A 23,664-nucleotide genomic window follows, 5' to 3' on the forward strand; every position below is an offset into this window, starting at 1 on the left:
TCTTCATTTTTGCTTGGTGAAATATACCCAAAATAATCAGCAATACTAACAGTAATCCTGATGCACCCATCCAAATATATTCTCCTTTTGGCAAATTTGGTTCTGGTGCTGGGGAGGCTTGGGATAACTTTGGTTCCACAAAAATAATTGGTGTTAACATAGGCTCTACAGAGAATTTAAGAATGAATTTACAGGGATTTAAGGTAAAAATCTAGGAGTTAATATTTTCAGAATAAATTCCTGATATTTATACTTTTAGGTAGTTGAGGCTATTGATTGGCCTAAAAATTATAGGTTGTTGAAAATAACCACAGCTATAGGTACAATATACACTCTTAGATAAGTTGACTTGATGGCCTGTAAGGTATAAGTTGATTGTCTAATCCCGAATGAGTCCTACAGTATCGTCAAAATTAATACCCTAAAAATTGTCAGAAGTTTTAACCAAGTTAATCAAAAAACAAAGACTACTAATACTACTTAGCTCAAAATTAGTTGATAATTTAATAACTATCATGTAAACTAGACCTGCATTAATTTGATTTGATCGTACAAAATTACCTAAGATATTTTCAATCTTTGAGCTACTATCTTATAATTTTATATATATACTGCTTAACATAAGTTCAATAAAATATACAAATTTTCAAATATTTCTTGAAATATATAAGTATTTATATTGAATAAAATCGATTAAAGTTGTATTAATTATCACTTGAGTCTAACTAAATATCCGAAATAATTCCTATTCCTAATTGTGGCCTACGAACCTCTCCATCATAAATATCGTCCTCAGACTTTCGCAGACTTAGTGGGTCAAGACGCGATCGCCCAAACTCTCACTAATGCCATCCATACTCAACGAATTGCCCCAGCATATCTATTCACAGGACCCAGAGGAACAGGCAAAACCTCTAGCGCTCGGATTTTTGCTAAATCTCTGAATTGTCTTTCCTATGACCACCCGACACCTAGTCCCTGTGGCAGTTGTGATGTTTGTATAGGAATTACAAAAGGGTCAACTCTGGACGTGATAGAAATTGATGCTGCCAGCAACACTGGTGTGGACAACATTAGGGAATTAATTGAAAGATCCCAATTTGCACCCGTACAGTGTCGCTATAAAGTATATGTGATAGATGAAGTCCATATGCTGTCTGTGTCTGCTTTTAATGCTCTGCTGAAAACTTTGGAGGAACCACCAGACCGAGTGGTATTTATCCTGGCAACCACAGACCCCCAAAGGGTCTTAGCAACTATTATCTCCCGTTGCCAACGTTTTGATTTTCGCAGAATTCCTTTGGAGGCAATGGTGAAGCACTTACATCATATTGCTACGACCGAAAAAATTGATATTACAACTGAAGCAATACAGATGGTAGCTCAAATTGCTCAAGGTGGGTTACGAGATGCAGAAAGTTTGCTAGATCAGTTGAGTTTGTTGGCGGGTGAAATTACAGTTGAACGAGTTTGGGATCTGGTGGGAGCGGTACCGGAACGAGATTTAATGGTACTGCTAGAAGCGATCGCTTCTGATAATTCGACTCAGGTATTGGAATGTACTCGTCAAATTATGGATCGGGGTCGGGAACCAATTATTGTATTGCAAAATTTGGCAGCATTTTACCGAGATTTATTAATAGCAAAAACTGCACCGACAAGTGAAAATTTAGTGGCGTTGACAAAACCTACTTGGGAACAACTTTGTCAATTTTCTCACAAGTGGGAAATTAGCACTATTTTAGCCGGTCAAAAGCATTTACAAACATCGGAAGTACAAATTAAAAATACTACTCAACCTCGTTTATGGTTGGAGGTAACTTTATTAGGATTATTGCCTTCTGCATTGGCAATTTCAAGATTAACTGTTGAACATTTACCTCAACAACAAATAACTAGAGAAAAAAGTCAAAATATTCCGATTAAAACCACACCAAAAACTTCACCCCAAGTCAAATCACAATCACCTATTTCTCAATCACCGGAACAAAAAATATCGGAGGCAAAAGAAATTCCTCCTGTTCCTAAAAGTGAGGAAAATGTGACTGCTTCAACTAATTATGAAGTGAAAAAAAATACCTCAGATTCATTAGAAACTGGTAATGTTGAGAGTGAGTCAGAATTAAATAATATTTGGCAAAAAGTTCTGGCGGAAGTTAAACCGAATAGTACGAAAGCTTTATTAGGTCAACAAGTGACATTATTAGAATATAACCATCAACTGGCGCGTATTGGTATTAGTTCTCATAACTTAGAGAAAATGGTTGTTTCTAAAATTCCTAATATTGAAGCTGCGTTTAAAAAGGTTTTTAATAATTCGGTAAAAGTTAAAGTGGAGGTAATAAATTATCAACAAAAAAAGAATCGTTTTAGTGAGAATATTTATCCGAATCATAGTCAGAGAGAAAATCTGAACAGAAACAACGAGCAAAACCAAGAAACCTCTAATTATAATGATGAAGTTGCAGAAGATGAACCAGACATTTATCCAAGAAACACTCAGATAAACTCCAATAAAGAAAACAAAATTATTCCAGAGGTTTCTCTGTCTAAATCACAGTTAAATGATGTGGTGGAACAGGCAAAAATTCCTGAAATAGAAAGACAAACTGTGGCGATCGCTACTCGTCGGATAGTTGATTTTTTTCAGGGAAAAATAGTAGATATAGAATCAATTAAATTGGCAGATAAAATTGATTTACCTGTTATTTCTGAGCCTGCTAATTTATCTATTGATGCTCAGATTTTGGAGTCTGAAAATAGTAATTTTGGTATAGATGAACCAGAAGAAAATGAAGAGATTGAGTTTGACGATGATGTTGAGTTTTAACTAGCTATCAGCTTTTAGTGGCAAACTTGTAGTGGAATGACACAGCTAATTTTGTGCGTTAGATTTTCGGGCGAGTTTATTAGACATCTCCAGAAAATAAAATTGCCCTTTATTTAGCATGATATATAGTTGTAAAAATTCCTCACAAAATTCTTTTTCGTACCTTTTTCCTAAAAATATATTACCTGTTCCCAGTTAAGTGTTAAGTGTTCCCTACTAGATGCAAAAAGTCTATATCTTTTTCACGCCTATGTCTATTTGATATGATGGTTAAATTCGTGGGGGTCGGTCTTGTTTTTTGATTATTAAATGGATAATTGTCAGAAGTCAGGGGGACTTGACAGTTCAGAAAAAGTTAACTATACTTATTTAAACTTACACATAATATAGCGATATTATAGGAGTATGAGTAATTTATTAAATAGACAAGAGGCAGTCGATTTGTTGGGAGTGAGTTATTCATAATTAATCCCTCAGAAGACTCAACTTTTGAATAAAATTTAGCTAATGATGTGTTGGAAATAATTACAGTATTTTCAGCTAGATTATATAGTTCTAGCAGCCACAAAAACAAACAATTAGCTAAAAACCAACCCACCCCCATCCCCTCCACCGGAGGGGAGCAAGAGGGGTGGGTGAAGATTTGAATGTGAGTGGTATGCTCAAAAAGCGGTGCGACCCCGCGACGACGACAGCTCGCTTGCGGAACGCGCACCAAGAGACCACAAGCTGGCAAGTGCCATAGCAGACTGTGGTTTTTATGAGTTTAAGCGTCAGCTATCGTACAAGTGTGATTGGTATGGTTCAAAGTTAGTAATAGCTGATAGATTTTATCCAAGTTCTCAATTGTGTTCTCATTGTGGACAGAAACAGAAAATGCCATTACATAAGAGAACTTATGAATGCAGCAACTGCGGTTTTACTGCTGACAGAGACTTTAACGCTGCTGTGAATTTGGAAAACTATGTGCGCGACTTAGCTTGAGTTCCAAGCGATTTTAAGCCTGCGGAGAAGATAAGTTACAGACTGCGGTCAGTGGTCTTCAGTCAAACAGGAAGCTAGCTCTAAAGCTCATGCAATTCTGGTATGGGTAAGTTTGGGTAAGTTTAGTAGAACCGGTTGATTGTCTGTAACTCCGAGTGCGTTCGCGGAGCGTTGCGGAGCGCAGTATCGCGCAAGCGAAACGTAGTTTTATCGCAACATCGATTGTCGGATGAGTCAGAATTAACTGCAACTAGGAGTGGAGAAGATTACTCATTATCATCTCCATTTTAGCACCACTTTATGATCCGAATTGGCTAGCTCTGGCGGTTATTTTTATTTGAAGCCAACGAGTCGCACCGTTCCATTATATCAAATCCGGTTAAACAGTTATAGATTGATTAAGTCGTAATTGAGTCAACCCACCCCTAATATGAAATCCGGTTGAATACTTATTATATAGTTGGGGGTGGGGAGTGTGGGAAGTGTGGGGAGTGTGGGGAGTGTGGGGAGTGTGGGGAGTGTGGGGAGTGTGGGGAGTTTGGGGAGTTTGGATAGAATTATAAACATATATCATATAACCGGATTCTATATAACCCAACCCACCCCCGCCCCTCCCAGGAAGGGAGCCAGGAGGGGAAGTCAGTCGGACCGAGTCAGGAGGGGAGAGAATTACAAAGATTGAGTAGTTATGACGATTGGAGAATTTTTTTATGTCCAATTCCCCCGGATTTGATATTACTACCGATCGCCCTAGACTATTTTACTTTATTTTTTTCAAAAGTCCAGTTAAGTCAATGCTCTCGCTTTGCGAAAGATAAATTGCAAAACAGTTTCTTGTTTGGAAATAATATCTGCTCTACCCTCCATACCAGGGAGTATAGTACATTGGCTTTCGCTTTGTGGAAAAAAACTCCTAGAAATCCTAAGAACATAACTCTCAGGCTCAATAGTTACTTCGTAAAAAGAATCAATACCACCACTACCTGAGACAATCACATCTGGTGAAACTCCCACTACTTTACCTCTGAGGATGCCGTAATCTGTATAAGCACAAGCTGTTATTCGCATATCGACGTTTTGACCAACTTCTACCAGACTAATATCCCCCGGTTTCACCCTGGCTTTCACAACCACAGCAGTATCAGAGGGAGCAATTTCAGCAATAGATTCTCCTGTAGCCACAACCTGACCAATATTCCGTAAACCTAACTGGAGGATGACACCAGACTCAGATGCCGAAATCACTAAATCCTCCTGTTTTCTCTCAACTTCTTCAACCTCTTTTTGGTTGTACTTGATTTGATTCTGTATTTCTACTTGCTGCTGCATCAAAGCTTCTTGCTCTCTATTTAATCTGGCTAACCTAGCTTTACTGGTAGCGCTTTCTTGGGTAACTCTCTCCCTCGCAACTGCTACTTCAGCATCACTAGGATTAAGAGCTGTTTGAGCTAGTTGCACTCCAGCGCGGGCAACTTCTACTGCCCGTTGCTGCCTTTCTATTGTTTCTGCTTGCGCTTCTAGTAGGGATGTTTGGGAGTTGAGAGCTTGTTGTTGTTGCTCTACTTCTAATTGAGTTTTATTTAATGCTTGTTGTAGTTGAGCGCGGGCAACTTCTACTGCTCGTTGTTGTCGCTTGATTGTTTTTGTCTGTGCCAAAATCACTCCTTTTTGAGCTTCGATAGCTTGTTGTTCCTGCTCCACTGTTAATTTTACCTCATCTAATCTATCTTGAGAAATTGCTCCAGATGCGATTAAGGGCTGATAGCGATTCAATTTGTTAACTGCCAGATTAAAAGCAGCTTCAATAGATTTTAAGGTAGCTGTAGCTGATGTTAAGTCTGCCTTTGCTTTTTGTAATTCTTCCTGGGCTAATTTTAAGTTGGCTGTTTCTTCGACGGTGGTAGAGATATTACATATTGCCTGTTGACTACATGATGCTAAATCTTTTTTATAGGCATCTCGATTAAACTTGGCTGCATTTAAAGAAGCTTGGATAGATTTTAACTCTGACTCTATTGAATTATACTCGGCACGCGCTTTTTCTAAATCTTCCTCGGCTAATCTCAGATTTGCTTGGGCAACTTCAACTTCTGCTACACTGTTTAATTGCTGGTCTTGATAGTCTCGTTTGGCTTGTCTGAGTTCCGCTTCTGTTAAAGCAATAGTTCCTTTAGAGCGATCGCTTTCTGCTAATATTTCCTCATCTAAACTCCTAATCTGGGCTTTTAGTTGTATGAGTTGCAACTGTAGTTGTTGAATTTTTCCTTGCAATTGTAGTTTTTCCGTCTCAAGACCATTATCGCTGAGGGTAGCGATCGCTTCTCCTTTTGTAACAGTTTGATTTTCACTTACTGCTATATCAGCTACCCTTCCGCCTGTAGCAGCTTGAACTATGCGTAATTCTCCTGTGGGCCGAACTATTGCGGGAGCTTTCACCGTAACGTTGTATTTGGTGACGGCCGCTATTATCAAGGCAGCAGTACATCCACCCATTATAAATAGTCCGCCACAAGTTGTCCACATACTTACAGCAGGTAGAAATTCCTGACTGCTGACAGTTGGCAAAGTCGCTTTTCTGGTGTCGTTAAACATAATTTAGTCCTTGATTTTAATTTGTTCATTTATAGTGGCCTGCTTACCCAAAAACCTCTTTAAAAAAACTTTATAGAAATTTTGTGATAATGATTATCATTCTCACATTTTTATGATATTATTTTTCTGTGCTAATTTAATAGAGGAATAAATCAATGTCTAACATAGATATCATTCGGGCCTGGAAAGATGAAGAGTATCGCAATAGCCTGAGCGAGGCTGAAAAAGCACAACTACCCGAAAACCCCGCAGGGGTTATCGAACTTGATGATGAGGATATGTCATCAATGGCCGGAGGAGAGGCTCTGGAGCACCCTCACACCCCAACTAAGTGCACACATTGCTGTCCGCAGGAGATTGCAAGTATAGAGATGTAACTAGCCTAGGTTTTCTAATTTTACGCTAATATCAAGTAAGATTAATTAACGCCAATATAGGGACGTTTTTGCTAGCCCAGAGCTTCCGCTTTTCATGTCGCGTAGCGTTTTCCTGCGGAACATGAAAAACATTTGCGTAAGCATTCCGATAGGAAAGTTGTGCGCTAGCTAAACGGCTAAGAGCCAACATATTTGCGGAGTATTCCGGAATGGAAAACGCATTTTTGTTATGCCACGTCCCTACCAGGTTGGGTCATTTCAGTTATTAGTTATCAGTTGTAAAGATTGTTTATTACAGTTATTTAGTGATATATGATATAACTCCCCCTACTAGGACGTCTAGCTTGAAAATGAGGGTAAAGAACGAGTCAATGAAGACCTCTCCCCCGACCCCTCTGCTTGCAGGAGAGGGGGGAAGTCTTCTCCCCCTTCCCTTGTAGGGAAGGGGGTTGGGGGGTTAGGTTTTACCCACAATTTTAGTCTAGAAGTCCTAATAGTGGGAGTAAATCGGGTGAAAAGCTAGCGGGTTTTCACCAACTTGTCACCAAAAAATGGGAGCATGCGCCTCCCCTTTTAAGGGGATGAAAAAAATATTCAACTCAGTATTCCAAGGCTCCGACTTTAGTCGGAGGTTCACTGATAACTGAAATGACCCCTTCAATTTCTTCCTTCTTCAACCTCTAATAAATAAATTCTCCCCACTCAGTTCAGGCTGGTTTTCGAGAATAGCAAATTGACCGCCACTGCCAAAACCAGACTCGACACCATTAGCGTTATAGAACAAATTACCGTTGTTGGAGTTATAGACGATCGCTGCCTCAACAATTTCCGCAGCAGCATCGGTTGTTACGGTGGCAAACACATCATCAATACTGGCTTCACTCTCAATAGCATTAAAAGTTCTCCTGTCAAGAAGAATCAAATCTCGCACTAGGTCGAAATCAGTTATGGTATCTACACCAATATCCTCTGAGGCAAATTCCTGATTTGTAGCAAAGATGAAGCGGTCTATACTTGCTCCACCTGTGAGGGTGTCGTTTCCCTGGCCACCATTTAAGCGATCGCGACCGGTACCACCAACTAGGATGTCGTCCCCACCTCCACCAAACAAATGGTCGTTACCAGGGCGACCTTGAAGATTATCGTCTCCTCCCTTACCAAAAATCCGGTCACTGCCACGACGTGCAACTAGAGCATCTGCAACTGCACTCCCCACCAGGGTGTCATTTCTCCGACCACCATTGACTGCTCCATAAATATTCGATGTAAAGTTAAACAGGTTATCTTCACTGTCAGAGGCAATTAATTCTAAAGTGCCATTGAAACCACCACCTGTTTCTGCATCTAGTTGCACTGCTAATTCGACTGTGTTTTCTGGTGCGAGATTGAAGTTATTTGGCAGTGGCTCAACTGGGCTAAAACCATCGGGCAAATTTAAGTCCGTCAGAATCAGAGGGCGATCGCCAGTATTAGCTATAGTCAAAGTTTTGCTTGTAGGAGTCCCCACTCTCGTACTATCGAAATCTAATCTGACATTGACATCAATAATATTCGTCTCCCCATCTAAAATTTCAATTTCGGCTCCAGTTTCTACCGCACGGAACCCGAGAGTATTACCTTCTTGGTCGTTGTAATCGCCAATAATCACCCCATCATCATTTATATCCTTTGCAAAGGTATTCGTCGCCCCAGGAAAATTAATCTCTTCAAACTCGCCATTTTCCCAGAGGAAGCTATTAACAAATTCTTCGGTTTCGTCCGAAATTAACAAACCAATAATTCTGTCATTGTTATCGATACCGTTGGCGGAAGTAAACCTGGCTCCGGGAAACTCAATTTCTTCGATAATATTGCCATTTTCCCAAATAAATGCAGAGTTGCTAACATCGGGAATCCGAAATTGTCCTACTACTTTTCCGGCATTATTAATATCCCACGCGAGAGTTCGGTCTGAACCTTCAATATCTAAGTTTGTAACGTTAAAATTCTCTCCCTCTAGTAGAAAGGAAGTTCCCCCAGCAAAGTCGGGAAGTAAGTAATATCCTGAAATTTGCCCGTTATTGTTGATTCCGGTAAGTTCTACGCTACGTTCGGGAAATTGGGGAAAAGGATTGACGATGGTAAAATCAGTGCCATTATATATATAGCCTTGGGCTATCCCGTCTGGTTCAAAGTCTGGAGTTGTAAAAAACGAGCCTACTGCCTGACCATCATCGCCCAAACCCCACGTCAAAGTAGAACCAGCATTAGGAGGAGCAAAAAATTCTACTCCCCCGTCTGGCTCTAACAAAAAGCCGCGGTCATTCGAGTGTCCTGCGATTTGCCCTGCATTGTTAATTGCATTTACCTGTGGTTCAGAGGCATTTGACACTTCAAAACTTTGATAGGCAAGGGCCATTAAAATTCACTCCTTCAGTTGTGTTTTTTCACTTTTGCTACATAGCGCGGCCACATCTGAGAACGTCCGTGAAAAGTTCCTCTGGAACTTAGTTTAGGGACTTTCTCAGTAGCGGATATTTGCTATATTTTTGAGAATGATTATCATTCTATATTAAGATTGAAAAAATTAACACTACCTCAGAAAAATTTAATCATTGGTGGCTATGAATCAAAAATGCTTGAGTGAAACTTCTTGGTATCACGCTCTCACCTTGACCGAACGGATTGGCTTGATGAAAGGCCAAAACTTAAATCTAGAAAATTTTGATGCACAACTAGCAGAGCGTAGAATTAAAAAATGGCGTTCCCAGACTCCTTTTATTTCTGACAGCTATTACGAACAACGGCTAGCAACAGATGGCATTACTCTCCAGGAGTTTCGCTACCTATTGGGAGAGGGAGAGGAGGCGATAAAGGAGCGTTTTATGTCTCTTAGGGAATCAGCCACTTATGCTCATTGGTGGAGAAAACTGGTGAAAGGCTTTTCTCGGAGTCAACCGCCTAAAATCAAAGTCATTCCCCCTAGTGATTTACCATCTGGTCAAGAGTCGAATGGTTTTTTGTATGCGATCGAACCATTGGTCAGTGAAGGAATTTCCAGCTTAGAAACAGGTATCGAAACCTTACTCAACAAATACCAGGAAAATAAGCCACTCCCTTTTGACCCCAATACAGCTAAAGCCATTCTATTTAAGCATCTCCCAGAAAAGTTACTCCAGATGTTGAGCCAGACAATGGTGCTAGAATTAAACGTAGCTCGTCTCCAAGGTCTGCTATCGGGAGATACCCCCAGAGAAAGATTCTTAAGCTTTTTAGACAGGATTTACCAAAAAGATTTTATGGTAGCTATCTTGGCAGAGTATCCTGTTTTAGCCAGACAATTAATTGTTACTATCGATCGCTGGGTATCCTTTAGTCTAGAATTTCTGGAACATCTGTGTGCTGACTGGGAAGCAATTTGTAGCGAATTTAGCAGCGAAAAGTCTCCAGGGGTGCTATCTGAATTAAAAGTCAATGCTGGAGACACCCATCGGGGAGGGCGATCGGTAATTATAGTCAAATTTAGCTCTGGGTTTCAGATACTTTATAAACCTAAATCCCTAGCAGTAGACGTGCATTTTCAACAACTGCTACTCTGGCTCAACGAGAGGGGAGACCATCCCCCATTTCAGACCCTAAAAATTATCGATCGCGGAACTTATGGATGGGTAGAATTTGTGAATTTTCAAAGCTGTCACTCCCAAAAACAAGTGTGGCGTTTTTATCAAAGAATAGGAGGATATCTGGCTTTGCTCTACGCTCTCGAAGCGACAGATTTTCACTCAGAGAATATTATCGCTGCCGGAGAACAACCCATTCCCATCGACCTCGAATCTCTTTTTCATCCCCGTTATAGAGTGAAAGATGCAGAAGCGTCAGTCATTCTCGCTAGAGAAGAGATGACTTACTCGGTGTTGCGAGTGGGATTATTACCCCAAAGATATTGGGCAAAGGCTGATTCGGCAGGTGTGGACATGAGTGGTATCGGTGCGACTCCAGGTCAGATGATGCCAAACCAAATCCGATCTTGGGGGGGAGTGGCAACAGATGAGATGCGAGTAGTGCGGGAGCAAACGGCTCTCGAAACTTCTCAGAATAGACCATACTTGAATGATGCTGAGGTAAATGTTTTAGAGTATTCAGAAGCAATAATCACCGGATTTACTTCTGTTTATGAATGTTTAGTAAAATATAGAGATGAATTGCTATCGGATGCAGGAATTTTAACCCGTTTCGCCGAAGATGAAGTGCGAGCGGTTTTGCGTCCAAGTCAGATTTATGCTTTATTACTAGGAGAGAGTTTCCATCCCGATGTGTTGCGTAATGCTCTAGAACGCGATCGTTTATTCGACCGTCTCTGGGTAGATGTTCAGTATCGTCCAGAACTAGCTAAAGTCATTCCTGCTGAACAGAGAGATATGTGGCAGGGCGATATCCCCATGTTTACTACTCGTGTTAACTCTAGGAATTTAGTTGCCAGCGATAACCGCTCGTACCGAGATTTTTTCGAGGAATCTGGTATCGAATTAGTGGAAAAACGGCTACAGCAGTTAGACAAAAGAGATTTAGAGCGACAAATCTGGTTCATTCGTGCTTCTCTCTCTACCCTAGCACTGGCAACTGAATCTGCTGGATGGAAAAGCTACTCTAGTTTTACACCACAGATAATCCCAGAACGGCAGGAACAACACTCACGCTGTCTGGAAATTGCTAAGGCAATTGGCGATCGCTTAGAATTATTAGCCCTAGGTAGTGAGTCGGATGCTACTTGGATAGGGATAACTCTGTTGGGAGGAAAGGATTGGAGCGTGCAACCTTTAAGCTGGAATCTCTATGATGGTCTATCTGGGGTGATTTTGTTTCTAGCTTATCTGGGAGCAGTTACAGCCGAAAAACGCTATACTACTCTTGCCAGAGCAGGTTTAAGAACATTGCAAAATCAACTACAGCAAAATGAATCCTTAATTAAATTAATTGGGGGGTTTACTGGGTGGGGCGGAATCATTTATACTTTTACTCATCTGGGAGTATTGTGGCAGCAACCGGAGTTATTAGAAGAAGCAGTGGGTTTAGTTGGTTTCATCAAAGGGAAGATTTCCCAAGACAAGGAACTGGATATTATTGGTGGTGCTGCCGGAGGTCTGGCAAGTTTGCTCGCTCTCTATGCTTGCTTTCCCTCTGATACAGTAATCGCTGCTGCTATTGAATGTGGCGATCGTCTACTGACAGAGCTTCAATCCCAGGAAAATAACTGTTGGTTGTTTCCAGAAGAAATAACTCGAAAGGGTTTCTCTCATGGAACTCCTGGAATAGCTTGGGCGTTATTGGAGTTAGGGAATATTACTAACGAAGAGCGGTTTCGGCAAGTTGCTGTAGCTGTTGCTAATTCTTTGGCATTAAAAACTCAAAAACAAGAAAACGATCTTGTTACCTGGTGTAATGGTGTTCCTGGAGTGGGATTAGGAAATTTGCGTTTTCTGCAAAATGGAGAGTGTGGGCAAATGCTGGCAGAAGTTAAGGAGGCGATTAAAATTGTCCTCAACAGAGGATTTGGTTTAAATCATTGTCTCTGTCACGGTGACTTGGGGAATCTTGAATTTTTGCTGCAAGCTCAGGACATCCTGAATGTTGATCAGTGGGATGCTGAAATAGATCGGATTACTGCTATGATTCTTGAGAGTATCGATAAATATGGCTGGCTCTGTGGAGTACCATTAGGAGTTGAAACCCCTGGTCTGATGACTGGAATAGCAGGTATTGGTTACGGACTATTGCGACTCGCCGAACCGCAGCGCATTCCTTCAGTATTAGTTCTAGCACCTCCTATTAACAGTTATATCATGTCCGGTTGAATAGTGATAAATAAAAATGGAGGAGTCAGTAGTTGTAGGGGCGAGCAAGCGAATCGCCCCTACAGGAGTCAGGAGGGAAGAGGGGGGAATCTAAAGCTATAAGGAGGAGAAAGTTTTTTTATCACTAATTATCCGGACATGATATTAATAGTTATCAGTTTCTTCTCTGTTCCCTATTATCTCTTACAGCGCTTTTTAAATTGACGAACCACATCTCACAAGCAAAACATTGTAGGGACGTTCCATGGAACGTCCCTACTGTGGTCTACCGTGCAGGAAAAGCGCTGTAATCAAAAACTTGCACTTTGTAAGTTGGGTTGCCTTAAGGAAAGCTAATACAGACTGATAGTTTTTGGTCACATGATATTAACCGAACAACATTATATATGATCAAATATGAAATACCCAGTAGTTTTACAGCATAATGTCGAAGACTGCGGAGCTGCTTGTCTAGCAACCATTGCCAAATATTACGGGCGAATTTTTACGCTCGCTCGCACTCGCGAAGCTACGGGAACCGGACAACTGGGAACTACATTACTTAATCTCAAGCAAGGAGCAAAAGTGCTTGGTTTTAACGCTAGGGGAGTGCAAGTAACCCTGGAATTAGTCGATAAAAATAGCATCCCTTTACCAGGAATTATTTACTGGAAGGGTAATCACTGGGTTGTTTTGTATGGAAGACGAGGTAAAAAATACGTTGTTGCAGACCCCTCTGTGGGAATTCGATTTTTAACAAGAGATGAGCTGATTTCAAGCTGGACTAATTGGGCAATGCTGTTAGTGGAACCGCGCCCAGATTTTTACCAAAACCCAGACGATAGGGATAAAGTTACAGGTTTGTGGCATTTACTAGGGCGCATCTGGAGCTATCGCGCTACTATTGCTGAAGCTTTACTGTTAAACCTGTTTATCGGTCTGCTTTCTTTAGCTTCTCCATTTTTAATACAAATCCTCACAGATGATGTACTAATTCGTGGGGATAGGGATATGCTGACGGGAGTAGCGATCGCTGTCTTGGTAATGAATACCATTGCCGTCAGTCTCAGATTTATTCAATCAATGCTCATTGCTCACTTTGCCCAAAGGTTAGAGCTAGATATCATCCTAGAATTTTGCCGAGTCATGCTCCAACTTCCCCTATCATATTACGAAGTGCGTCGTAGTGGGGAAATTGCTAGTCGATTGAGGGATATCCAAGAAATCAACCAACTCATTTCTCTAGTTGGAATTACTTTACCAAGCCAATTTTTTGTGGGAGTTATTTCCCTAGGATTCATGGTATTCTACAGTTTGGAACTGACTGTAGTTCCTGTGGCGATCGCTGCCCTAATGACGATAACAGTCCTAGGATTATTACCAACCATCCGTCAAAAAATTCGGAATTTCTTAGTCTTAGCAGCAGAAAATCAAGGGGTCTTAGTAGAAACATTCAAAGGAGCTTTGGTGCTGAAAAGCACTAATTCTGCCCCCTACTTCTGGGAGGAATTCCAAGGTCGCTATGGTCAACAAGCTCGTGTTAGCTACCGCGCTACTCAGACAACGATTGTTAGCAATACGTTCGCAAATTTCTTTTCCCGGAATGGGGGGATACTCTTGCTGTGGTTTGGCAGCACTCTCGTCATCGTTCAAGAATTAACTATCGGGCAACTGCTAGCATTCAACGGTATGAGCGCAAATTTCTTGAGTTTAATTATTACTTTATTGAGCTTTATCAGTCCTTTCACTCGCGCTCAACTAGCAACCAGGCGACTTGTGGAAGTTATCGAATCTACACCAGAAAGTCAGAACGAGCATCAATTACCGGTTGCGAAAATTGCGGATAATGCAGATATTGTTTGTACGAATCTCAATTTTCACCACCCAGGTAGAGTTGAGTTACTCAAAAATTTTTCTCTGACGCTTCCTGGTGGAAAAGTTATTGCCTTAATAGGTGAATCTGGTTGTGGTAAAAGCACTCTCGCAAAACTAATTGCCGGATTGTATCGGGTGGATGGGGGTAATATTCGCATAGGTGTTTATAATCTAGAGGATATTGACCTCAGTTGTTGGCGACAACAAGTAGTATTAGTTCCCCAAAATGCTCATTTTTGGAGTCGCACGATTATAGCTAATTTCCGTCTTGCTTATCCGGAGGCAACATTTGAGGCAATTGTTAAAGCTTGTCAGGTTGCTAAAGCAGACGAGTTTATTACCAGGTTGCCTAATAAGTATCAAACAATATTGGGAGAGTTTGGTGCTAATCTTTCTGGCGGTCAGCAGCAAAGATTGGCTATTGCTAGAGGGATTGTTAGCGACCCCCCGATTTTGATTTTGGATGAGTCTACTGCTAATTTAGATCCGGTCAGCGAAGCGCAGGTATTAGACAGGTTGTTGTCTCATCGGCGGGATAAAACTACGATTTTAATTAGTCATCGCCCGAAAGTGATTAGTCGGGGGGATTGGATTGTGTTTCTGGAAAACGGTAAGTTGAAGTTGGAAGGTACTCCTGAAGATTTGCGCTCTAAGTCTGGAGAGCATTTAGATTTTCTGATTCCATAATTATATTATGTCCGGTTGAATAGTTACAATTAGGACATTGTGTGGAGAGAGGACAGATATATGTAGTCAAGACTTACGCAAAAAATGAAATTATACGCTATCTGTAGGGGTTGACGGCCATTAGCCCCTACTATATATGGTGGTTATGCGTAAGTCCTGTGTAGTGATAAAATTATGCTGAAGCGATATAACTGCCGCACTTGCTCCGCCAACGCTTGATTATAATGATGAATGAAATACGCGCGTAGCACCCAAATGATTTTCGCGCTTTTTTAGATAAAGATAAAGTTTTCCTGACAATCGCGAGAAATTCTAGCCACGTAATATCAAATCCGGTAGCATTGGTGTAATTAGATTCATAGTGTGGGGAGGGTGGGGAGATTAAAGAAAGATTTGGCATTATGCAAAGATGGAACATTTTTTTATACCGAATCAAGCGGATTTGATATAAAGTATTATTTACAGCGGTTTTCCTGCACGGTAGACCACAGTAGGGGCGAGCAAGCGAATCGCCCCTACAGGGTTTTGGTTATGACGATGTGGTTTATCAATCTGAAAAGTGCTGTAATCTTTCTATAGAACCCATTTGAGATCTACAGGACTTACGCACGAGGCACGAAAAAGTAGGGTTTGAGATTGCTTAAGAGTCGGTCGCAATGACGGAAATACGTTCTACTGCGTAAGTCCTAATCTATTTAAAATAGAGATAGGGGGTGGGGAGTATTTTTCAACCTGCTTGGTGCGCTACCAGGTGCGCCGTGAGACGGTGCGGGGTCGCAGGAGCTTTTTCCCTTATACCTTCCCTCCATATTCTGACTCCTGACTCGGTCCGACTGATATCAAATCCGGATAATTAATATACCCAAGTCCGCAGCGAGTGGAACGGAGTGGAAGGAAGCAATCTCATGGATGCGCGGAGATTGCTTCCGCTTCGTCGCTGCGGACGACTGTTCAACCGGATTTTATCTGACGCTGAATTTTGTTAATAGGTATGGTGACGGGCTTAGTAACTGTCATTTCAGTTATCAGTTATTAGTATCTCTGGCTGAAGTCAGAGGCTTGAAATATTGAAATGTCACCTAAGTATAGTATTCTTTTTTCAAGTTGGTGTAATAGACTCGCTCATTCCTGTTTCTAATATTTTTAATAAAGCATCTACATTCTGACCTAATTGCTGAAAACAATTAGGTGGAGATATTTCTGGTTGAAAGTAAACCAATTTAATTTGACCATCACCAATGGCAATCATTAATACTTCTAATTCTGGTTTATAACCATCTATCAAACCTATAATTTCCTGAATTTTACCATCAACATTGCGGTTTAATGTTTCTATAGCTTTTTTTGAACAATATACAAATTTTGGTGTTCCTTTTAGATCGATTCCAATTGTTTCATCAGTTTCTCCCTTTTCTAAATTTAGCCCCCATGCTAAAGCAGCTAATTCTTTGTGATGAGATTTCACAAATTTATCTAACTGATGTTGCCAATTATTTTTGTCTTTATTAGGTTGGTTGGTATTTAATCTATTCATAGTCTAAATGTGAAGTTCAAAATTTTGATTCTGACAATTATATTTGGTCATCTCAAAAATCCCTTTCAATAATTAATAATTAATTATTAATTATTACCTCTTCTTATAACAGATAGGATTGGCTAAAAAGATTTTTTTCTTCTCTTGGTCGAAAGGAGAGGATTTATACCTGAATTTTTCGGTAACATAGAAGAGAGATAGTATCAAGATTATACATACTTTGTGAAGAAAAGAAGCTTCTTATTCTGATAGGTATTTAGTGAAATAGTATACCCGCATTTCTCACAAACTGATTTAAGAAGCTGCTTTTGATGTCAAAAGTTGAGCTTTTAAAAAAACCAGAGAAACTTTGAATTTAACCGAGATAAAATTCAATCTTTACCATCAAAATTTTCGAGCATTGCCTGATTTAAAATAGTTAATTTACCCAGATTCGCATGACAAAAAGGACTGCTTATATTATCAGTCATTTCCAGAACTATTTAGTTACCAAATAGTTCATCAGGTAAAAAATCACTGTAACTTAGATATTCCTTTTTAAAAGTTAGGATAGTTTGCCCTTCTTCATAACTGTATATTGGTGGATTGTTACTTTCAGATATTTTGAAAAACATAAAAAAAAGACAACTAAAATGCAGGTAAAACACAAAAGCATCTGGGGGCAAGGATTCAGGAAACTGATTCTCTTCTAATAATTTGACAGCTAGTTCTTGATTCTTCAGAAGAGAATTAAAGAAAGAATACGAGTCACGCATTAATCCTCTAGCCCATTGTCCTCCCTACAAAAGAAACTCTTTATAAGCATCAGTACTTTAAACCAGATTGTACCCGCCATAAACTAGCATAAATTCCCGATCTTTCTAATAATTCTTCATGGAGACCAAATTCTACTATTTTTCCATATTCCATCACATAAATACAATTAGAATTTCTGATTGTAGAAAGACGGTGAGCAATGGCAATAGTTGTCCGATTTTGAGTGATTTTTTCTAAAGATTTTTGAATCGCTGCTTCAGTTTCATTATCCACTGCTGAAGTTGCCTCATCAAGTATCAGAATAGGAGGATTTTTTAACACTGCTCTAGCAATAGCAATTCGTTGTTTTTGACCTCCTGATAATTTCTGTCCTCTTTCCCCAACAATAGTATCGTAGCCTTGAGGTAACTTATTAATAAAATCATCTGCTTCAGCAATTTTAGCTGCTGCAATAATCTCTGGCAAAGTTGCATCAAAAGAACCATAACTAATATTTTCTCCCACAGTTCCATGAAATAAAAATACATCCTGACTTACTAAACCTATTGCTCGCCGTAAATCTTGTAAATTAATTTGATTTATATCAATTCCATCGAGATTTATTTTACCTGACTGAGCTTCATAAAACCTCAGTAATAATTTTACTATGGTACTTTTTCCCGAACCTGTTGAACCCACAATTCCAATAGTTTTTCCTGCTGGAATTTTCAGGGAAATATTTTGCACGACTGGAAAATTTTCCTGATAGGCAAAAGTAACATTTTCTAACTCTAATTCTCCCTTAACCGACTCAACAGATAAAGGTTTATCTCCCGGATGAATAGTAATCGGAGTATCCAATAAATTCATCACCCGATTCGTGGAAGCCATACTTCTTTGATATAAATCAAGAGTTTGTCCTAAACGAGTTAAAGGCCATAATAATCGTTGAGTTAAAAATACCATGACACTATAAGTACCGACGGCTAACCTACCAGCAACTGCTTCTAATCCACCTAATAATAAAGTTGCCACAAAACCTATAAAAATTATAATTCTAATCAGAGGTACAAAAGCAGCAGAATAAGTTATAGCTTTTCTATTACTAATTTTATAAGCTTCACTTTCTCTAGTAATTCTTCCTACTTCATAATTTTCTGCTGTAAAGCTTTTTATTGTAGTAATTCCTGAGAGATTATTAGATAATTGCCCACTTAATAAACTAACTGTTTCTCGAACTTCAGCATAACGAGGAGCCAGAAATTTTTGAAACCAAATTGAACCGCAAATAATAAATGGCATTGGTAAAACTGCCCACCAAGCAACACTAGGAGCTAAAACAAAAAAAGCACCACCAATAATTATGACTGTTACTGTGACTTGAATTATTTCATTTGCCCCTACATCCAAGAATCTTTCTAGCTGATTAATATCATCATTTAAAATTGCCATTAAATTTCCTGTACTGCGTTCTTCAAAATAGGCTAATTCTAAATCTTGTAAATGACTGTAAGTTTCAATGCGTAGATCGTGCTGAATATTCTGAGCTAAATTCCGCCAAATTCGCTCATAAGCATATTGAAAAATTGATTCTAATCCCCAAACAATTAAACTTAAAAATGTCAAAGCCAAAAGTTGCCCAAAAATATCTTTGATTCCCCATTGAGCAATTAGAGAATCTTCTTGTTTGACAACAACATCCACTGCTGCACCGATTAAAACTGGAGGTGCTAGGTCAAAAATCTTATTTAAAATTGAACAGATAACTGCTTGCCAAATTTGAGTTTTATAACTACTTCCATAGTTAAGCAAACGGAGAAAAGGATGTTTTGGTTTAAATATTTTTTCTGACAATGTAATCCCCCGATCAAATTTTTCCGAAAATACTCTAAATGTAAGCATTCAGCTATTAGCTGTCAGCTCTCAGTAATAAGACCCCGTCCTGTTAGACGGGGTTTAAATGAATATAGACTTTAAGGTCAAGGTAGCTGGCTTTTTTAGTAATATTTAATTCTGGCTCAATTAATAAAGCTTTTATCCCGCAGCAAAAGCAATAGCTAATAACTGACTGCTGTTAGCTCCGCATTCCGTAGGAAATGCTTACCTACTAAATATCCTAACATATTTGCTAGTAACTATAATGAATATCTCAAGATAGCCAGTCTAGATCAATGGTGAAAAATCCTCAAATCTAGAAAAATCATAAAACTATTACCCTAGTTCCCTATGCCTTTGGTAAAATTTTTAATTCTTAACTTATTACTAACTACAACGACAGCTATTTTCAATACTAGCTTTAGTAGTTGGAACTCTAATTTATCTAATTCTAGCCAGAGTATGCTTACTATACAAGCTCAAGGTTTTATCGATAACCGTCCCGACTTTTTTGACAAAGGACGACTCCAAATGGAGCAAGAAATAAAACAGCTAGAACAACAAAATCCCCAGTCTATATTAACAATTGAATCAGGAGAAATACAGTGGCAAAATATTATTTTTAAAGAAGGTGGTTTCTCAATCTGGATGCCTGCTGGAACTATGACTGAAGAGACAGAAATCATTGAAACTGAGAAGGGAAAAATTAAATTTAAAGTATTTGCCAGTCATCCAGCATCAGCAAGATTTGTAGTGGCTTATTCTGATATTTTAAATAGTCAACAATTAGCCAATAAACAAAATATATTGCCCAACTTTCAAAAGAAAATTGTTAATGTAACAGGTTTTGAATTGAGTAGCGATCGCTCCTATAATTTAGGAGATATTCCAGGTAGAGAATTTGTGTTAAAAAATGACGCTGAAACTATTACATTCCGAATCTATTTAGTAGGTCAACGGTTACATCTTATCGGTGCAAGTGAAACAGCAAAAAATAATCAAATAGCTGGAGCAGTAGTAACTTTTCTAGAGTCATTTAAGCTAAATTAAAATTATTGTCATGTTTGATTCGAGCAAACACTCTTTCAAACTTACCGAATAATTAAGGTTTAAAGGATAATCTTTAAAGGATAATCTTTAAAGGAGAAACAAGAAAAAATTTTCATGATTAGTCAATCCTCACCTTGAAAAGAAGAGGTAATTAATAATTATTAATTAATAATTGTTGAACACTTTTTTATTGCTCGTCCTGTTAGTGTATTTATTTCTTTCGCTTTTAGTCGCTATCGTTTACGAGAAAAATTATTTATTTCGTGGGTAGGTTTGCGGGGTTCTGTGCCAATTGTTCTGGCAACATTTCCAATAACTGCTGGTATTTCAGATGCAGATAATATTTTTAATGTTGTATTCTTTATTGTCCTAACTTCAGTGTTACTTCAAGGTCTGACTTTAGCCCCTGCTGCTCGATGGTTAGGTTTAGCTGAATTAAATTAGATTGCCCAATACATTATTCATTAATGGATAATGGATAATGGATAATGGATAATTACCTCTGGTTAAAACCGTTCTTGATCGAATATAAGGAAATATTATTTCTTCTCTCTTGGGAGATTGGAGGCAAGCGTTTGCGCTTCGCAAAGCTTCACTTTACATGTTGCGGAGCAAAACGCGTAGCGTCCCGGAGGGAACGGAGACCTCCCCATCCCATCCTGAGGTCATGCTCCGCTTGCCGACCGCTCTCAAGGGGAGATTGGAGGCAAGCGTTCGCGTAGCGTCCCGGAGGGAACGGAGACCTCGGCATCCCATCCTACGGAATGCTTCGCTTGCCGACCGCTTTTTCCCCTTGAAAGGGGAGGCAGAGTAAGCTGAATTATTTAATTAATAATTATTAATTATTTGGTAATTTAAACTGATTTATTTCACCAATATTGACAAGAAAAATGAAACAAAGATTGCAGTCTATTTTTCTGATAATTGCCATAATATTACTCTGTTATTGTACTTATGCTAAAATCGTTCAACAACCACTAAGTCAACCAATTCAGGATAATAATACTGCCGTTGCTGTTAATTCTCCACCTGCCCAAAAAACAGAAATTATCCTCACTGAAAATCTAGAAATAACTACAGGACAGACTATTTATGTTCCGATATATTCTCATGTATATTACGCCAACCAGCAGCGAATTTATAATTTATCAGCAACTCTAAGTATTCGGAATACTGACCTAGAAAATCCTATAATTATTACTGGGGTAAAATATTATGATACAGAGGGAAAATTACTTAAACAATATCTGCAAAATCAATTAAAATTAAATCCTTTAGTTTCACGAGATTTTTATTTAGAACAAAAAGACACAACTGGAGGCTCAGGAGCAAACTTTTTAGTAGAATGGGTAGCAGAAAAACAAGTAAATGAACCAATAATTGAAGCCGTAATGGTTGGTGTTTCAGGAAGCCAAGCTGTGGCATTTTCTAGTTCAGGTAGGGTGATTGAAAATAAAACTAATTAAATGAAGGGAGAAAGCGTATTTGAGTCAAATTAATTGGAGATAAAATTTAACCTCAAAAGCTTTTTTAAATAGGAGTAAATGTAAAATAAATTTTGTCTAGGTACTTAGTTTATCTGATAAAGCTCTTTGGAGATTTAAGATAAGCGTAATAAAATTTTTAAGGGTTAACAACCCAAGACCGCTGTGGTTTCCTCAAATTATTCAGGTAGGTAGGGGCGCTACCCTAATAAATAAATTCAAAGCCAAAAAAACGATACTAAGTAAGTTCTATAATAAAAAGTATATCAATTCCGGGACAAAAATCATGGCAAACATTATTGCTTTACTTGCTTATGACAGCAAAAAAGACAACTTAGTTGAATTTGTCAAAAAACATAAAATTGTATTATCTAGGTATCAATTAATAGCGACAGAAAACACCGCCCAATATATTTTACAAGAAACAGGTATAGAAATAAATTCTGTATTAGCAGGTCTTTTAGGAGGAGATGCTCAAATAGCTGTAGAAGTAACTACGGGTAATGTAGTTGCTGTTATTTGTTTGGTAGACTATCTATTCTATCAATCTTATGAACCAGATATCCAATTATTATTGCGTCTTTGTCAGGTGCATAATATTCCCATTGCTATCAATATTGCCACCGCAGAAACTATTATTAACAGTTTTATTCAAACCACTGTTGCTCACCTAATATTTAACCCCATATCTGGTCAAGGTAATGCTCAACAAGAATTATCATTAATTAAATCACTTCTCGAACCTTATCTACATTTATATATACATCAAACAACCCCAGAAAAAACAGCAGAAGAATTAACAGAATTAGCGATCGCTAAACAAGCAGATATAATTATTGCTTCTGGGGGAGATGGTACAGTTTCTGCAGTTGCTGGAGCTTTAGTAAATACAAATATCCCTCTGGGTATAATTCCCAGGGGAACAGCTAACGCCTTTTGTATGGCATTAGGCATTCCCAGTATTACCCCCATCAGAAGTGCTTGCGAAGTTATCTTGGCAGGCAAAACTCGCGTTATAGATGTTGCCCATTGCAACGAACGCACTATGATTTTATTAGCAGGGGTGGGATATGAAGCAGAAACCATAGAAAGAGCAGACCGGGAAACCAAAAACCGTTGGGGAGTGCTTGCATATATGATGGCAGGTTGGCAGCAGCTCAACGAACAGGAACTTTTTGATATTGAAATTGAAATTGACGGCGTTACGAAAACTTTCCAAGCAGGAGCTATTACTATTGCTAATGCAGCTCCACCCACATCATTTTTAGCTCAAGGTTTGGGAGAAGTAATTATGAATGATGGTTTATTAGAAGTAATGATAATTACCTCCAATAGTAGACTGCAAGCAGTTAACGCTGGAGTTAGAATGTTCGGGTCAGCAATATTTAAAACTCCTGCTCAACATGAAGATACTATTGGTTTGCGGACAAAACGGGTAAAAGTCAGTACAGATCCACCGCAAAAAGTTGTGCTTGATGGTGAAATTATTGGCACTACTCCTATTGAGGTAGAGTGTATTCCGAGTGGCTTAACCGTACTTGCTCCACCAACTAATGAAACTGAAGAAAAATCTGCCTGGGGTTTTCTATATTAATGAGGTAATATAGCGTTTCCCAAGCTAATGAGGTACAGTTGTTTTTCTTCTGTATATATTCCTACGGAACCAGAATTATACCATTTCTCAAAAATTTTTCTACATTTGATTGAAGTAAGGGAGTAGGGGAGTGGGTAGGGACGTTGCATGCAACGTCCCTACAAGAGAAGTAAAAACAAGAATAATTAATGTTAAACTTGCTCAAACTAACAAAAAAGTAATTACCTTAGTTTAATT

General features: G+C 39.0%; 13 protein-coding genes and 2 pseudogenes. 10 read left to right on the forward strand and 5 right to left on the reverse strand.

Annotation, left to right across the window (positions count from 1 at the left end):
- The first annotated feature begins 757 nt into the window (after positions 1-757).
- The 3 genes and pseudogenes from F6K22_RS04915 to F6K22_RS04925 all read left to right on the forward strand — a co-directional run.
- Positions 758-2,830 carry a DNA polymerase III subunit gamma/tau gene (locus tag F6K22_RS04915; protein WP_293094022.1) on the forward strand — a complete coding sequence of 691 codons (2,073 nt, stop codon included), beginning with the start codon at positions 758-760 and terminating at the stop codon, positions 2,828-2,830.
- Positions 2,831-3,282: 452 nt separating this feature from the next.
- Positions 3,283-3,477 (forward strand): annotated as a pseudogene (locus F6K22_RS04920) (hypothetical protein); the annotation flags it as partial.
- A 70-nt stretch (positions 3,478-3,547) separates the two neighbouring features.
- A pseudogene (locus F6K22_RS04925) lies at positions 3,548-3,814 on the forward strand (RNA-guided endonuclease InsQ/TnpB family protein); the annotation flags it as partial.
- Between the two features lie 786 nt (positions 3,815-4,600).
- On the opposite strand, the gene F6K22_RS04930 reads toward F6K22_RS04925, so the two are convergent.
- Positions 4,601-6,406: a beta-barrel domain-containing protein gene (locus tag F6K22_RS04930; protein WP_293094025.1), complete on the reverse strand. Its 1,806-nt coding sequence runs from the start codon at positions 6,404-6,406 to the stop codon at positions 4,601-4,603.
- Positions 6,407-6,561: 155 nt separating this feature from the next.
- Between F6K22_RS04930 and F6K22_RS04935 the strand changes: the two genes are divergently transcribed.
- A complete protein-coding gene (locus F6K22_RS04935; protein ID WP_293094027.1) occupies positions 6,562-6,783 on the forward strand; it encodes a mersacidin/lichenicidin family type 2 lantibiotic in 222 nt (73 codons plus the stop codon).
- Positions 6,784-7,456: 673 nt separating this feature from the next.
- Here the strand turns inward: F6K22_RS04935 and F6K22_RS04940 are convergent.
- Positions 7,457-9,181, reverse strand: coding sequence for an Ig-like domain-containing protein (locus F6K22_RS04940; protein WP_293094029.1), 1,725 nt, complete (start codon positions 9,179-9,181; stop codon positions 7,457-7,459).
- 205 nt (positions 9,182-9,386) lie between these two features.
- Between F6K22_RS04940 and F6K22_RS04945 the strand changes: the two genes are divergently transcribed.
- Positions 9,387-12,614, forward strand: a complete 3,228-nt coding sequence (locus tag F6K22_RS04945) for a type 2 lanthipeptide synthetase LanM family protein (protein WP_293094031.1) — start codon at positions 9,387-9,389, stop codon at positions 12,612-12,614.
- A 396-nt stretch (positions 12,615-13,010) separates the two neighbouring features.
- On the forward strand, positions 13,011-15,155 hold the full coding sequence (locus tag F6K22_RS04950) for a peptidase domain-containing ABC transporter (RefSeq protein WP_293094033.1): 2,145 nt from the start codon (positions 13,011-13,013) through the stop codon (positions 15,153-15,155).
- A 1,099-nt stretch (positions 15,156-16,254) separates the two neighbouring features.
- On the opposite strand, the gene ccmS is transcribed toward F6K22_RS04950, so the two are convergent.
- From ccmS to F6K22_RS04965, 3 genes are all read right to left on the reverse strand, one after another.
- Entirely contained in the window at positions 16,255-16,689 is a 435-nt protein-coding gene (ccmS, locus tag F6K22_RS04955) for a beta-carboxysome assembly chaperone CcmS (RefSeq protein ID WP_293094036.1), read from the reverse strand.
- 482 nt (positions 16,690-17,171) lie between these two features.
- Entirely contained in the window at positions 17,172-17,444 is a 273-nt protein-coding gene (locus F6K22_RS04960) for a hypothetical protein (protein ID WP_293094038.1), read from the reverse strand.
- A 49-nt stretch (positions 17,445-17,493) separates the two neighbouring features.
- A complete protein-coding gene (locus F6K22_RS04965) occupies positions 17,494-19,278 on the reverse strand; it encodes an ABC transporter ATP-binding protein (RefSeq protein WP_375340136.1) in 1,785 nt (594 codons plus the stop codon).
- A gap of 483 nt (positions 19,279-19,761) precedes the next feature.
- Between F6K22_RS04965 and F6K22_RS04970 the strand changes: the two genes are divergently transcribed.
- The 4 genes from F6K22_RS04970 to F6K22_RS04985 all read left to right on the forward strand — a co-directional run bounded on the left by F6K22_RS04970 (position 19,762) and on the right by F6K22_RS04985 (position 23,427).
- Positions 19,762-20,349, forward strand: coding sequence for a hypothetical protein (locus F6K22_RS04970; protein ID WP_293094041.1), 588 nt, complete (start codon positions 19,762-19,764; stop codon positions 20,347-20,349).
- A 171-nt stretch (positions 20,350-20,520) separates the two neighbouring features.
- On the forward strand, positions 20,521-20,793 hold the full coding sequence (locus F6K22_RS04975; RefSeq protein ID WP_293094050.1) for a cation:proton antiporter domain-containing protein: 273 nt from the start codon (positions 20,521-20,523) through the stop codon (positions 20,791-20,793).
- A gap of 446 nt (positions 20,794-21,239) precedes the next feature.
- Positions 21,240-21,815, forward strand: a complete 576-nt coding sequence (locus F6K22_RS04980) for a DUF3124 domain-containing protein (protein ID WP_293094043.1) — start codon at positions 21,240-21,242, stop codon at positions 21,813-21,815.
- Positions 21,816-22,119: 304 nt separating this feature from the next.
- Positions 22,120-23,427: a methylglyoxal synthase gene (locus F6K22_RS04985; RefSeq protein WP_293094046.1), complete on the forward strand. Its 1,308-nt coding sequence runs from the start codon at positions 22,120-22,122 to the stop codon at positions 23,425-23,427.
- The last annotated feature ends 237 nt before the right edge of the window (positions 23,428-23,664 follow it).

The organism is Okeania sp. SIO2F4 (assembly GCF_010672385.1).
Taxonomy (GTDB): domain Bacteria; phylum Cyanobacteriota; class Cyanobacteriia; order Cyanobacteriales; family Microcoleaceae; genus Trichodesmium.

Excerpts from the sequence above, each read along its gene's own strand:
- F6K22_RS04930 (WP_293094025.1), bottom strand. The coding sequence starts at position 6,406 with ATGTTTAACGACACCAGAAAAGCGACTTTGCCAACTGTCAGCAGTCAG.
- F6K22_RS04935 (WP_293094027.1), top strand. The coding sequence starts at position 6,562 with ATGTCTAACATAGATATCATTCGGGCCTGGAAAGATGAAGAGTATCGC.
- F6K22_RS04940 (WP_293094029.1), bottom strand. The coding sequence starts at position 9,181 with ATGGCCCTTGCCTATCAAAGTTTTGAAGTGTCAAATGCCTCTGAACCA.
- F6K22_RS04945 (WP_293094031.1), top strand. The coding sequence starts at position 9,387 with ATGAATCAAAAATGCTTGAGTGAAACTTCTTGGTATCACGCTCTCACC.
- F6K22_RS04950 (WP_293094033.1), top strand. The coding sequence starts at position 13,011 with ATGAAATACCCAGTAGTTTTACAGCATAATGTCGAAGACTGCGGAGCT.
- ccmS (WP_293094036.1), bottom strand. The coding sequence starts at position 16,689 with ATGAATAGATTAAATACCAACCAACCTAATAAAGACAAAAATAATTGG.
- F6K22_RS04960 (WP_293094038.1), bottom strand. The coding sequence starts at position 17,444 with ATGCGTGACTCGTATTCTTTCTTTAATTCTCTTCTGAAGAATCAAGAA.
- F6K22_RS04970 (WP_293094041.1), top strand. The coding sequence starts at position 19,762 with ATGCTTACTATACAAGCTCAAGGTTTTATCGATAACCGTCCCGACTTT.
- F6K22_RS04980 (WP_293094043.1), top strand. The coding sequence starts at position 21,240 with ATGAAACAAAGATTGCAGTCTATTTTTCTGATAATTGCCATAATATTA.
- F6K22_RS04985 (WP_293094046.1), top strand. The coding sequence starts at position 22,120 with ATGGCAAACATTATTGCTTTACTTGCTTATGACAGCAAAAAAGACAAC.